10 protein-coding genes and 2 pseudogenes are annotated in these 13502 nt (G+C 66.1%); 1 reads left to right on the plus strand and 11 read right to left on the minus strand.

The features are described 5' to 3' along the window. Positions 1-72: 72 nt before the first annotated feature. Positions 73-495: pseudogene (locus A9X01_RS13760) on the minus strand (DUF222 domain-containing protein); the annotation flags it as partial. Between the two features lie 317 nt (positions 496-812). Here A9X01_RS13760 and A9X01_RS13765 point away from each other — a divergent pair. After that, on the plus strand, positions 813-1988 hold the full coding sequence (locus tag A9X01_RS13765; RefSeq protein ID WP_065121314.1) for a thiolase family protein: 1176 nt from the start codon (positions 813-815) through the stop codon (positions 1986-1988). Between the two features lie 6 nt (positions 1989-1994). On the opposite strand, the gene eccA is transcribed toward A9X01_RS13765, so the two are convergent. From eccA to A9X01_RS13815, 10 genes and pseudogenes are all read right to left on the minus strand, one after another. Next, the gene (gene eccA / locus A9X01_RS13770; protein ID WP_065121315.1) at positions 1995-3782 is read right to left on the minus strand and encodes a type VII secretion AAA-ATPase EccA; all 1788 of its coding nucleotides are present in this window, start codon (positions 3780-3782) and stop codon (positions 1995-1997) included. Further along, a complete protein-coding gene (gene eccE / locus A9X01_RS13775; RefSeq protein ID WP_065121316.1) occupies positions 3779-5317 on the minus strand; it encodes a type VII secretion protein EccE in 1539 nt (512 codons plus the stop codon). The genes eccA and eccE overlap by 4 nt, the downstream gene beginning before the upstream one ends. Then, the gene (mycP, locus tag A9X01_RS13780) at positions 5314-6963 is read right to left on the minus strand and encodes a type VII secretion-associated serine protease mycosin (RefSeq protein WP_065121317.1); all 1650 of its coding nucleotides are present in this window, start codon (positions 6961-6963) and stop codon (positions 5314-5316) included. The genes eccE and mycP overlap by 4 nt, the downstream gene beginning before the upstream one ends. Then, positions 6960-8450 carry a type VII secretion integral membrane protein EccD gene (gene eccD / locus A9X01_RS13785; RefSeq protein ID WP_081282372.1) on the minus strand — a complete coding sequence of 497 codons (1491 nt, stop codon included), beginning with the start codon at positions 8448-8450 and terminating at the stop codon, positions 6960-6962. Before eccD ends, mycP begins: the two co-directional genes overlap by 4 nt. Further along, a pseudogene (locus A9X01_RS13790) lies at positions 8450-9385 on the minus strand (MinD/ParA family ATP-binding protein); the annotation flags it as partial. The pseudogene A9X01_RS13790 and the gene eccD, both read right to left, overlap by 1 nt. A 44-nt stretch (positions 9386-9429) precedes the next feature. Next, entirely contained in the window at positions 9430-10260 is an 831-nt protein-coding gene (locus A9X01_RS13795; RefSeq protein WP_065121318.1) for an ESX secretion-associated protein EspG, read from the minus strand. A 65-nt stretch (positions 10261-10325) separates the two neighbouring features. Beyond that, on the minus strand, positions 10326-10616 hold the full coding sequence (locus A9X01_RS13800; RefSeq protein WP_065121319.1) for a WXG100 family type VII secretion target: 291 nt from the start codon (positions 10614-10616) through the stop codon (positions 10326-10328). 55 nt (positions 10617-10671) lie between these two features. Then, entirely contained in the window at positions 10672-11001 is a 330-nt protein-coding gene (locus tag A9X01_RS13805) for a WXG100 family type VII secretion target (RefSeq protein ID WP_065121320.1), read from the minus strand. A 241-nt stretch (positions 11002-11242) separates the two neighbouring features. Continuing rightward, complete coding sequence (locus tag A9X01_RS13810; protein WP_065121321.1) at positions 11243-11752, minus strand: pullulanase; 510 nt, start codon at positions 11750-11752, stop codon at positions 11243-11245. Between the two features lie 97 nt (positions 11753-11849). Further along, positions 11850-13292, minus strand: coding sequence for a CCA tRNA nucleotidyltransferase (locus A9X01_RS13815; protein WP_065121322.1), 1443 nt, complete (start codon positions 13290-13292; stop codon positions 11850-11852). Positions 13293-13502 lie beyond the last annotated feature (210 nt).

Genomic DNA, 13502 nt, shown 5'->3' on the forward strand with positions numbered 1-13502 from the left:
GGTTTTCACGCCAAAACTTGTCAGACCCTCCTGTCAGGATGGGGTCATGTCCTCGATCTCTTCGCCGCCGGTGGGGCGGGGTTCGAGTTTGACCGCGGTGCGTAACTGGTTGACCGTGGCCACCGCCGCCAACTGCGCGTAATGGGCATCGGAGCCCTCACCGGCGCGGGCGGCGATGACCCCGACCTGATCCAGCGACAGCCGTCCTTCCCGCAGCCCGGCCGCGCACTGCGGGAACTCCTCAAGCCGGCGCGCGATGGTGGCCACCGTTTTCGCGTTCGCCGACGATAGGGCCATCTTCCAGCCCATCACCATCTCCAGCGAACGCGCCCCGGTCATGCCCCACAACTCGTCGCGTTCGAGTTCGGCGGCGATCTCCACCAGCCGCCCATCAATGGCATTACGCTGCCCGGCCAACTCCGCCAACTCCTCGAACAACACCTCCAACCGATCCATCGGCCGCAGCCCCACCGGCGGCGAAGAGATCGAGGACATGACCCCATCCTGACAGGAGGGTCTGACAAGTTCTGGTGCCCGAATCCGAATCGGTCAGATATGCGCGGGCACAGGCGGTTTGACGGTGGCGGCCTGCGGATTGGTCAACGCCCGATGTTCCAGCCGACCTGTGCGCCTCGCCGGCGCGGCGGCGACCCTCCGCCCGGTAGTACATGCGCTGATCGGCATCGAAGACGACTGCGCCGGCGAACTGAACTATTGCGCTCGTCCCGGCGTTACATAGCTGACCACTATTGTAAATACCGTACTTGGTACGATACCGGTCGATCCCCCGACAGGAAGTTCGAGGTTCTGCTATGGCCACACCCGTGATCGTCGGCGCTGTCCGGACTGCGATCGGCCGTTCTTTCAAGGGCACGCTCGTCAACACCCCGCCGGAGACGCTGATCACCGCGGTGCTGCCCGAGGTGGTGCGCCGCTCGGGAGTGGACCCGGCCGAGATCGACGACATCATCTTCGCGGAATCCCACTACGGCGGCGGTGATTTGGCCCGCTACGCGGCCAGTGCGACCGGGCTGGAGCACGTGCCGGGCCAGTCGGTCAACCGGCACTGCGCGGGCAGCCTGACCGCGATCGGCAACGCAGCCGCTCAGATCGGCTCGGGCATGGAGCGGGTGCTGATCGCCGGGGGCGTGCAGTCGTTGTCGATGACGCCGCTGACCAACTGGCGCATCCCGGGACCCGAGCTGAAGTTCGAGGAGCGGTGGATGCCGCCCACCCACGTCGAGACGCCGGACGCGCCGGCCAAGGACATGTCGATCACCGTCGGGTGGAACACCGCGCAGTCCGTCGGCATCACCCGCGAAGAGATGGACGCCTGGGCCGCCCGGTCGCATCAGCGTGCGGTCGCGGCCCAGGACGCGGGCAAGTTCGCCGACGAGATCCTGCCGCTGAAGATCACGGTGCACGACGGTTCTGTCGTCGACTTCTCGGTCGATGAGCACCCGCGGCGCGACACCACGGTGGAGAAGCTGGCCGGGTTGAAGGTACTGCACCCCGAGATCGAGGGCTTCTCGATAACCGCCGGCAATAGCAGCGGCACCAACGACGCCGCCGCGGCCGTCGCGCTGGTGGAGGCCGACTACGCGGCCGCCAACAACCTGAATGTGATGGGCAAGGTGCGTGCCTGGGCCGCCGCGGGCGTTCCGCCGCGCGACTGCGGGCTGGGTGCGGTCAAGGTGATCGGCAAGGTGCTGCAGCGGGCCGGGCTCTCAGTCGACGACGTGGCGCTGTGGGAGATCAACGAGGCATTCGCCTCGGTGCCGATCGCGGCCTGCCGCGAGTACGGCATCGACGAGGAGAAGGTCAACTTCTCGGGCAGCGGTTGCAGCCTCGGCCACCCGATCGCGGCATCCGGTGCGCGGATGGTTACGACGCTCACCTACGAGTTGGCTCGGCGCGGCGGTGGCATCGGCGTGGCGGCGATGTGCGCCGGCGGCGGTCAGGGCGGCGCGGTCGTCTTGGAGGTGTAACCGCACTCAAAGTGCGATCGGCACATGCTTTTCCGCGCACGCGTCAAACACCGCGGTCAGCACGTCATCGGCGCGTAGCGTCTGTAGATCCTCGACGGTCACCGAGCCCTTGGCGCTGCGGTGTTGAGCGGCGACCCGCGAATCCCGCAGCCGCTCAGCGCGTTCCACCACGTTGCGGGCGAACCGGCCGTTGTGCATGACGTCGACGCCGTGCGTACCGTCGGGTGCGCGGTAGGCACGTAGCGTGGCGCAGGCCGACCTCATCGCGGCCGCGGCGGCCGGCTCGATGACGGTCGCACGCGGCTCACCGTAACGGACCGCGATCTGCACCAACTCGTCCGGACTGTAGGACTCGAAACGCAATTTGCGATTGAACCGCCCCGCCAAACCTGGATTCACCGTGAGGAATTCGTCGATCTCCCGCTCGTAGCCGGCGCCGATGAAACAGAAGTCGAAGCGGTGCACCTCGAGTGCCACCAGTAGCTGGTTGACCGCCTCCATGCCGATCATGTCCGGTCGGCCGTCTTGATGGCGTTCCACCAGTGAATAAAACTCGTCCATGAACAGGATGCGCCCCAGCGAGCGGGCGATCAGCTCATTGGTTTTCGGCCCCGACGCGCCGATGTGCTCCCCGCAGAAGTCGGCCCTTTTGACTTCGACCATCTCTGGATGACGCACGATGCCAAGCCCGGCATAGATCTTGCCCAACGCTTCGGCCGTGGTCGTCTTGCCGGTGCCCGGCGGGCCGACCAGCAGCATATGGTTGGTTTGGTTGGCCACCGGCAATCCCGCCGCCAGGCGCAGTGCCCGGACCTCGATCTGGTCTTCGAGCTCGGCGACCGCCCGCTTCACCTCCGCGAGCCCCACTTGGTTGTCCAGCAGCGCGCGTCCTTCCCGCAGCAGTTGTTCACGCCGCTCTTCGTGTTGAGCCTCGGTGCGCTGCTGAGCGGATCGCTGGGTGCCGACATCCCATTTGTCCGTGCGGGATGCGATGACGTCTTCGGCGGTGACCACCAATTGCAGGTCAGGGTCGGCCAGTGCCTGCTTGGCCGACTCCACCAGCGCGCCGTTGATCGTGGCCTTGGACAACCACACCTGCGCTTGCTGTTCGTCGCCCAGCTGCCGATACGCCATCCCCCTGATGTAGGCGAGATCGGCTGCGATCAACGGGAATTCATCACACCTCGGCAGGGCTACCCGGTCGGTCCAGTCCAACGCGACGCGCGCCTGGCCGAGATGCGCCGCGGCATGCGCGGCCAGGGCGCATGTCGCCGCCGTAACTACCGGCATGATGATGGCCTGAGGCGGGAGGATCGCCGCAGCCGCGGTGATCACGTCTGGCCATCGTTGCGTGACGAACATCAAATGGGCATCGATGTACTGTTTCCAATGGTGATTTTCCCAGGTGTCGAGCAATGCCGGATCGGCCAGCAGCGCTTCGGCCCGGGCGTAGTGTCCGGCATCGACCAGTGCGCTGGCGAGCGCTAAACCGGCGTGTGAAGACTCCGTCACCGAGATAGACAGGTAGGGGCCGGCTTTGATGGGGGCCGACAACCGCACTCCCAGACGATTCGTCTCCCGGTGCAACCGCGCACCGTACTTGTAGAGCTGTTGCACCGTGGTCAGCGCCTCGTCGCCCGCAGCGATACGCCCCAGCCAGGCGTCTGCCATCGACGGATCCAGCTCGGTGGCTTCCCGGAATCGGGCGCCGGCGGCCTCGATATCGCTGTCCAGCAACGCCATCGCCTGATCGAACCGCTTGCGTGCGGCCGACGTCGTGGTGCTGCTCGTCATGAAGATTCCACCGAGGTGAGGTCGGCACTGCGCAGGCTGGTCGGTTCGGATGACACATAGCGGTTCTCGGCGCGGAACAGCTCGACCTCGACGGTGTAGGTCTGACCGCCCGCCGTCACATCCACCGATGCCGGGCCACGCTGGATAATCAGCACCTCGGCGGCCCCAGGATATGGGTTGCCCGAGTCATGCACTGAAACAACAGTATTGGGACGCGGGGCGGGCGTCACGGTGCCGTCGACCACGCTGACCGTCGTGCCTGCGACTGGCTTGGCCTGATCTGTGATCACCACGTCCGGCATTCGGATGCTGTCCCAACGCTTTGGGTTGCGCGTGTGAACGGTGATCCGCTCACCGGAACCCGCGAGTCGCACCACGATTCGCTTGGAGAGCGCGTCGTCGGCCGCAATGTGTACCCGGCTGAACTCGCCAGGGTCGTCGAGAGGAAGCAGCATTCGCCTGCCGCCACCCACCTTCCCGAGCAGTACGCCCGATGGTCCCAACGGAATGACCAGCGCATCTGTCACGCGCCCGGACCGGATTCGCGGCAGCGACGGGCGAGGGCCACACAGATTCGCCGCGACGGCCTGGGCTTGCTCCCCCGGCAGCATCTGCAACAGAGTGCTCGGCGGCGCGGTCGGTGGCTGTGCACTGCGCACCGTCAACGTGCCCATCATGTGGCCATCACCGAAAAGCGTGATGTTCTGGGTGATCCCGTCGCATCGGATCGTCCACGCCTGCGCCAGGTTCTCGGTGGTCAGGTCCTGCGGCCGGTACCCGTACGTTGTCAGCCACCCGTCGGTCCCCCGCACCGTTGTCCACCGCCGGTTGCACACGTCGAGTGCGGTCCGGCCCAGCCTGCGCTCGAGTTCGACGATGTCGCTGGCGGTCGCGACCCGAGTGCGGATTCCCTGCTGCCGCAGGGCGGTGCTGATCCGTTGTGCCGCGGCAAGCGTCGCGGTACCAGCTGAGCCACGCCAACGCAACGCCTCGACGTTGTCCAGCAGCGAGATCCGCAATACCAGCCATGTTTCGCGTTGCCCGGCGTAGGGCGGTGTGCCGATCAGGGTGTCATAGACCCGCGGGTAGTCACCGGTGCTGCGGCGCCGCACTCCCGTGCTGAGCACGCTGAGAGAATCCAGGTTCAGCCCCAGGCTCTGCTCGAGCAGCGGCGCCAAATCGTTAATCTTCAAGAGGTTCTCGGTGTCCACCGAAGCCGAACCGGTGAAAAGAGTTGGGGTGTGCGCTTTGCCGAGCAGCTGCACGGCCGCCGCAGCAACACCGTCCTGAAAGCGCACTCCCCCACCGGCCCGATCGTTGGCGACGGTTCGCGGCAGCGTCCACCGGATCGGGCGGTTGCGCCGACACCACAGCAGCAGCCAGGACCATGCCGTCCGGCGCCGCCACGGAATGACCCCAGCAGCCAGGCCAACCACCAAACCGGTTGTCGCCCCGGCATACCCGAAGGTTGCGAGCCCAGCGATGGTGACGACAAAGACCGCAACGATGGTCACCACCTTGGTCGTGAACGTCATCGTTGCCGCCGCACCCGCGCCACCAGCGACGCCGCGGCACCACCGGCCGCGACGATACCGGCGAAGATCAGCGCCACGTTGCGGGCTCGGTGATCGGGGGGCGCCGGCGGGGCCGCCGGTGTGACGATCCGGCTGTGTGCGGGCGGCGGAAGCCGTTCTCCAGCGGGAACATCGAAGGTCAGAGCGGCCACCGGGTCCACCACACCGTAGCCGACCTGATTGTCCACGCCGCGGGGCGGGTTGTGCGCGGTCCGCAGTATCCGAGTGACGACCTGGTGGGCCGACAGCGCCGGATACTTGGCGCGAACAAGGGCGGCAACACCACTGACGTAGGCGGCGGAGAAGCTGGTACCCCAGATCGGCATGTTCTTCTCGCCGGGACGTATCGGTGGGTAGGCGTTCACAGCTCCGCCGGTCTGAGGGGACAGTCCCATGATGCCCACGCCTGGTGCGGCGGCTGCCACCCAAGGACCAGCGAGGCTCTTGGGGATCGGGGCACCGGTGTTGTCCACCGCACCCACCGACAACACGTAGTCGGAGAACCATGACGGTGAGGAAACGGTTTTCACTTGATGCCAGTCGCGCGGATCGGACGCATCCAGCGGGTCGAACGTCGGGTTTTGCGCGCAGCCGTCCTCGCTGTCGTTACCCGCGGCTGCGACGATCACCGCGTCCTTGACGGTGGCTGCGTACCAGACGGCCGCACCGATCGCGGCCTGGTCCAAGGGGTCAGCGGCCGAGACGCATGAGGTGACGCTGATGTTGATGACTTTCGCGCCCATATTGGCGGCATGGACGATCGCCTTGGCCAGGGTTGCGATCGAACCCGCCTTCTTGCGCACTTCCATGTCACCGGGCCCGGGATTCACCGGCTCATAGGCCCGTGACGACTGTCGGATCGACATGATCACGGCGTGTGGCGCAACGCCTGCGACTCCGTCAGGCGCTCCCGGCGGGGGCCCGGGGACTTCGGGGACGTCGGCTGCTCCGGTGCCGGGATCGCCTGGGGCATTGGAAGGTTCGTCGGGAGGCGGCGCTGCGGGAACCGGCACCGGTCTCGTCTCGGTCACCGTGACCGGGGTGGGCGGTGGAGGCGGGGCGACGGGCGGCGGCGGCCCACCCGGTGGTGGCGGCGCCGCATCGACCGCCGGCGGTCCGGCCGGTGGTGGGAAAGCCGCACTAGCGGGCATCGGGGCCGGCATTGGACTGCCCTGCGGCGCCGCACCAATCACAGAAGCAACGATGGTGCCGTGGGCGTCGCAGTCCATCAGCCCGTCGCCACCCATGATGTAGTCACCGCCGGCGACCACTCGAAGCCGTGGGCTGGGATTGATGCCCGTATCGATGACGGCGACCGGTACCCCGTTACCGGTCGAGTACTGCCACGCCTTGCTGATGTTGAGCATGGTGAAGCCGGGTGCGGCGACCGACACATTGGGATCGGCCACGGTGACCGTGCGCGCGCACATGTTGCTCTGCCGCATCGGCTGTTCGGAGGCGGGTTTGCCGTCCGTGGGAACCCGGCCGGGGTCGATCACTGGCGGGGGAATCGCTTGTGCAACACCAAGATTGCTTGACAAGACGGGTAGCAGGATCACGACGGCGAGCGCACCGATGCGCCGTAGGGCCGAAGGTGTCGGCTTCATCGCATCCGCACCCAGGTGAAGAGCCCGCCGATCCAGGCCGCCAGCGGCAGCGCAAGGATAATCGCCACTATCTCCAGCCACTCGGCGCCCATGCGGACCAGCGGGGTGAATCTGGTGACCGGCACCAACAGGGCGGCCAGCAGACCGGCCCCCGCGAAGGCCACCAACAGCACGGTCACGGGAAGTAGCGTCTGGTATGCCGAGGGGGGCTGCTGGACAACATATTTGACGGCACCTACGCAGGTGGCTGCGGCGGCACCGCATACCAGTGCGACGGCTTGGCGCTTGTCCGCGAAGGCGCGGCCGCGACTGATGAAAATGACCACGAACAGGCCGGCGAGTGCGGCGGCCGCAGTGCCGCGATCGCGTCCGGGCATGAGTGTGGCCCACACTGCGGCCGGCAAGCCGAACGCTGCGCCTATGCAGATACCGGTCAGCACGCCGTTGGCCTTGATCGCTGCCGTGGTGATCTGTGACCCCCGCGGGGTGGCGTCTGGGTTGGCGTCGTCCTCGGCGCCTTCTGTTCCGTCGGTCACCGGGGAGACCGCGTCGACCGGCATTCCGGCGTTGCGGCGGAACAGGTCTCGTCCAGTGATGGAACCAAAATAGGGCGGCCGGATGCGGGCCACCCAGAGCGCGACGGTTGGCGCGAATGTCACCACCAGCAAAAGCGTGACCAGCATGCTCATTCCCAGCCACTGGGCAGGAACAGGCCACCACATCCGCACCGCCGCGACAGTGCCGCCTAGGGTGCAAAGGGTGACGATCGCGGTGGCGATGTCGATGTGGCGCCGTGTCATTGCCGTGACGGCGGACGTGAGTACCGCGACAGCCAAGGCACCAATGAAGAGGTGCGCCGACGCCACCCGACCAGGGGCGGCCGTGGCCAGGCTCACCGCGAGCAGCGGGACGGCCAACCCGCTCAGCCCATCCAGCATGTCGACGCGGTGCGGCCACCAACGCCACACCACCACGGCCCCGCCGGCGGTCAGCAGGCCCACGACACCGGTGATGATGCTCGGTAATGCCGAGGAACTCGAAAGGCGTTGCCACACCGCTAAACCGAGGATCGCCACTACCACCATGGCAACGATCGCCAGCGCGGTATGTGCGGCGGTCTGCATCGTTACCGGTTCGAAAAGCTTCTTGCCCACCCGGGCCAGTCCGGTTGACAGCGATTCATATTGCGGCTCGAAGGATTCGCCGTCGACCGCGGGCACCAGGGTCAGAGTGGCGCCGTCTTCCACGCCGAGTTCGTCGAGGGTCTTGGTGATGTCGAGGCGAACACCGTTGGCCTTGTGTAACTCGTATCCGACACCGGGTTCCAACCCGCTGACCCCGCGCCGCTTGAGTTCGTCATTGAGTAATTCGACGACATTGTCGATGAAGACTTCGATCGGCACCGAAGCCGGATACACCTGTGAGAGAAGGTGTTCACCGCAGACGACGGCCACCGCGCACCGGGCCGGGAACGAGACTTTCGCCATTAACGCGGCCTGTCGGCATCCGGAATGTACTTGTCCGCCAGCGCCGCGGTGATCTCGAACAGTCGCAGCCGGGTTTTCTTCTTCAGTTCGTGCCGGGTATCGATGATCCCGCCCTTGGCGAGGTATGGGTCGTACGGCATGAATTCGACGGTCGCTCCGGACTGACGGAACCGCTCGGTGAGGTAGCTGCGGGCCTCGGGATCAAACTTGTTGCGGCTGTCGTTGAGGACGACCGTGCTGCGTGATACAAGCTCATGGAAGCCCATCGACCGCAACAGGTCGATCGCTCGTGTCACCGGTAACGAGGTGTCGGCCGTCAATCCGGAGACGAAAACCAAGGCGTCACAGGCTTCCAGCACCGCCTTCATCACCGGGTGCTCCAGGTCGTCGGAGGTGTCCACCACGATGACGGTGTGGGTGCGGCGCAGTCGGGACAGCACTCCGGTGAACATCGACGGGACGAGCGGCCGCGGTTGGTCCGAAGCGCGGTTGCCGGCCAGGACGTCGAGTCCGATGCTGTTCTGCCCTAGGTGTTCTCGGATGTCGGCATAACCCTGAACATCGGTGTCGTTCAGCACGGCCGAGTAGTCACCCGGCGGAGACTCGTCGATCCGACCGGCCAGCGTGCCGAAGCCGGGTGCCGCATCGATGGCAACGACATTATCGGGCCGGCATTCCCGGAATACCCCACCGATGCACGCGGTCATCGTCGTCTTGCCGACGCCACCCTTACCAGAGATCACGCCGATCACGTATTGCTTCCGGATGTGGCGGCGGATTCGCTCCTGCAATTCTCGGTAATGGCGTTCAGCGGGCGATTCACCCAGGTTGATCGCGCGGAAGGAGATGCCGTACAGCAGTTTCCGCCAGCCCGACCCGGGCGGAATCTTGCGCGGCGCCACCATGTCGGAAATGCGTAAGGTGCCCGAAACCGATTGCGTCACGGTGCGATTGCTAACACTCGAGTAATCATTCTCGACTACACAACTTTCCGGTATGAATGCCAGTCCTGGTCGGCCGGCAGACGCCGGACCATGCGGCGGATCGCCGCATTGATGTTGCTCTGCGTGCCGGGCGCGATGATCGTCCATGTCTTGCCGGCAGATTGGATGTCGTCGACGATCAGCCGACCCGCCGGTGTGTCGATGATCGTCACAGGGCTGGCCTCGACGTGCGTGCGAGCGGATCGCCCGGTGGCCACCCCGGATTGGATTGCCACAATTGAGGCTTGAGCGGACTGGTCGGGGTCGGCGGCCAGTTCCAGCACTTGCAACTGATCGGGCTGTAGCCGTTGGGCGACCAACAGGTCGTGCAACGCTTGCCGGTCCGGCGTGGTGCGCAGCATGTCGGTGTCAAGCGTGACCGGCCGCAACGGGGCTGGTGTGTGCTGGCCGCACAATCTTTCTATCTCCGCGTACAGCATCGAACCGGCCGGTGCTTCGGCGCTGGCGGTGCCGATGCCGCTGATGCGCACCAGATCGGCGGAGCGCTCGACAGCCACCCACCACTGCGCGAATCTGGCGAGCAGCACCCGGGCGGCCTGGTCATCACCCGGGGTGCGGACGTGGACGAACAACGCGATATCGCGGCGAGAGAGTACGGTCAGCCACTCGACCACGGCGTTGTCCACGGCGCCGGACTCGTCGATGACTCCAGCGTCCCGCAGTTCGGTCGTGACCGGATGGGACAGGGCCAGCTGCCTGGGCTCCACACTGGGCAGGTGCGGCCGCAGGCCCAACTCAGGCGCAACCGTTTCGATGCCTGTGAGTACTTGCAGGGCCCATAGCCCGTCGAGAGTGGTGGTTAGCACGATGTCCTTCTGCGCGCGTCAAGGGCGCACGCACCGCATGCGCCCTCTCGGCCCGCTCGCAATTGCTAGGTGAATAAAGCGCCCATCTGCGCATCGGTCGCCTGGGCCATCTCGTCGACGTTGTGCACGGTGTGACCGTGCCGGCTGACGGTCTGGATCATGTCTTCCAGGCCTCGCAGCATCTGCTGCTGCGCGTCGAAAAAAGCGGTGGCGCCGTGCCCCTGAAAGAAGTCGCCGAGGCCCTGGGTGAGGTGGAGGACGTCGGCGTGAATCTCCATCAGCTGCGCGGCCTGCGCGCCGACTTCGCCGGCGAAGCCGATGACGGCGCCGTGGTTGTAGACGATGTGATCTGTCATGCGGTGGATTCCTTAGGTGGTCAGGTGGTCGATTTCAGAAGAGTCGATGTGCGAATCAGACCGCCTGCGTCCCCCCGCCGCCGAAGACACCGTTGAGGTTGTGCGCTGCGTCCGCTTCGTGGTTCTCCATCAGAATCGCCGCCCGACCCAGACCGTTGGCCAGCCGGTGCCCGCCCGCCATGATCTGCTGGAGATCGTGGTGGATCTGGCCCGCCGTGCTCAGCGAAGTCGAGCCGGCGTCGCCCGCCCATCCGGTGGCGCCGATGATGTTTTCGTGACCGCTCAAATACTGGTTGGCGATCACGGCAGCCTCTTGCAGCCGGGTCTCAATCCGCTGTTGCGTACTGCGTAGCAGTTCCGGAGTAACAACTGTCGTATTTGCCATATTTACGTCTCCCTCAATTCATTGCACTGCCCGAGCCAGGGTCTGGGTAAAGCTAAACCAGGTGCACCGGCCTGTCACTTCAGGTGCCGCAGAGACTGCTTCGGCGGGGGAACAGGCTGTTTAGTGCACACGAGAACCCCCGCCCTGTCAAACGGGGGATAGATAACTGCCAGTCCTGCAAACGATTCGGTGTTATCCAGTGAACGAATGTTTTTCTTAGCTGTGCGAAATTTAATTGAATTCAAAGAGCGGTGGCGCCGTCGGCGGCTCCGTCGCCATCGCTGTCGGTCAGCCGGACATTCCAACGACCGTCGCCGTCGGTATCGACATATCCGCTGAGCCCGTCGGGACCGTTGCAGAGCACCCGATCGGCAAGCCCGTCGCCGTTCGCATCGATCAACCGGTCGTCAGGGTGGCCACTGCCGTCGAAGTCCACCAGCGGCCCGCCCGTGTGCTCGACACCGTCCAGGCCGAACCATCGAACCTGCCCGCCCCGGTCGACGGCAACCGCCCAAGTGCCCGATCCATCGTCAACGAAGAAGCTTTCCGGCGAGCCGTCGTTGTCGACGTCCAAGACGGCGTGATCGGCCAAGCCGTCTCCGTCCAGGTCGGCGAGCGCATCGTCGCGCATGCCGTCGCCGTCCAGGTCCAGGCCGATCGCGTCGAGGTTGCCGTCCCCGTCCAAGTCCAGATCGAGCGGACGGGTCCAGAGCGAGGCCATGCCGTCGTCTCCCGCCAGGCAGTAGTCCATGCCTGATTCGATGTGCTGGCAGGTCGCCAAGTTCCCGCTGTATGTCTGAACTGCGTGTCGAAATCGACGGCACGGCCCCGCGCCTCCTGCCACGAGGCTAGCCGTCTCCCCGCGCCTTCCACCACGCCAGCAACTCGGCGGTCGCCTCGTCGGTGGACAGCGGGCCCCGGTCCAGGCGGAGCTCCTTGAGAAACCGCCACGCCTCCCCCACCTGCGGGCCGGCCGGGATATCAAGCAGCCGCATGATCTCGTTGCCGTCCAGGTCCGGGCGCACCCGGTCCAGGTCCTCCTGGGCGGCCAGCTCGGCGATGCGTTGCTCGAGCCGGTCGTAGCTGGCTTGCAGCCGCGCGGCCCGGCGCTTGTTGCGGGTCGTGCAGTCCGCGCGCACCAGCTTGTGTAGCTGCGGCAGCAGCGGACCGGCGTCGGCGACGTAACGGCGCACCGCCGAATCGGTCCACTTGCCCTCGCCGTAACCGTGGAACCTCAGGTGCAGGTACACCAGCTGCGACACGTCGTCGATCATCTGCTTGGAGTACTTCAACGCCCGCATCCGCTTGCGCACCATCTTGGCGCCGACCACCTCGTGGTGGTGGAAGCTCACTCCGCCATTGGGTTCGTGCCGGCGGGTGGCGGGCTTACCGATGTCGTGTAGCAGTGCCGCCCAACGCAATACGAGGTCGGGGCCGTCGTCCTCCAGATCAATCGCCTGGCGCAGCACGGTCAGCGAATGCTGGTAGACGTCCTTGTGCTGGTGGTGTTCATCGATGGCCATCTGCATGCCACCGATCTCGGGCAGCACCACATCACCCATCCCGGTCTGCACCAGCAGGTCGACACCCGCCACCGGATCCTTGCCCAACAGCAGCTTGTCCAGCTCCGCGGCCACCCGCTCGGCGCTGATCCGCGCCAGCTGCGGGGCCATCTCCTCGATCGCGGTGCGCACCCGCGGCGCCACGGTGAAGCCGAGTTGGGAGACGAACCGCGCGGCGCGCAGCATCCGCAGCGGGTCGTCGCCGAAGGACACCTCCGGGGACGTCGGGGTGTCCAGCGTCCGGGCGCGCAATGCCGCCAGGCCGCCGAGCGGGTCGAGGAACTCGCCGAGCCCGTCGGCGATGATGCGCACCGCCATCGCATTGACGGTGAAGTCGCGCCGCACCAGGTCGTCCTCGAGGCGGTCGCCGAACCGCACCTCGGGGTTGCGCGACACCTGGTCGTAGGTGTCGGCGCGGAACGTGGTGATCTCGAGGCGGTGCTGGTCCTTGCCCACCCCCACGGTGCCGAACTCGATGCCGGTGTCCCACAACGCATCGGCCAACGGCCGCACGATCTTTTGCACCTGCTCGGGCCGGGCGTCGGTGGTGAAATCCAGATCCGGGCTGAGCCGGCCCAGCACCGCGTCCCGCACCGAACCGCCGACCAGGTAGAGCTCGTGTCCGGCACCCGCGAACGCCGCCCCCAGCTCACCCAGCAGGGCGGCGTGCTGGTGCAACGCGACCGCGGCCGCGGTCAGCAGTTCGGCATCTTGGGCGAGTTCAGCCACGTTCGGTCAGCGTAGTCGGGCCGACCGGGTGACTCAGCGCACGCCGGGTTCACCCGCCATCGCAGCGACCGACAATGTCGCTATAAGCCGGGCAACGCGAGTGCCTCCCCGTGGAGAGGCTGATGTGGCAGATGCGACCGCGGCGACAGAAGTGATCAAAGGTATCCGTCGACGGCGAGTGCATCCGGAAGACCGGCCCGTGCCAGCTAA

This window comes from Mycobacterium asiaticum (assembly GCF_001668675.1).
Lineage (GTDB): Bacteria > Actinomycetota > Actinomycetes > Mycobacteriales > Mycobacteriaceae > Mycobacterium > Mycobacterium asiaticum_D.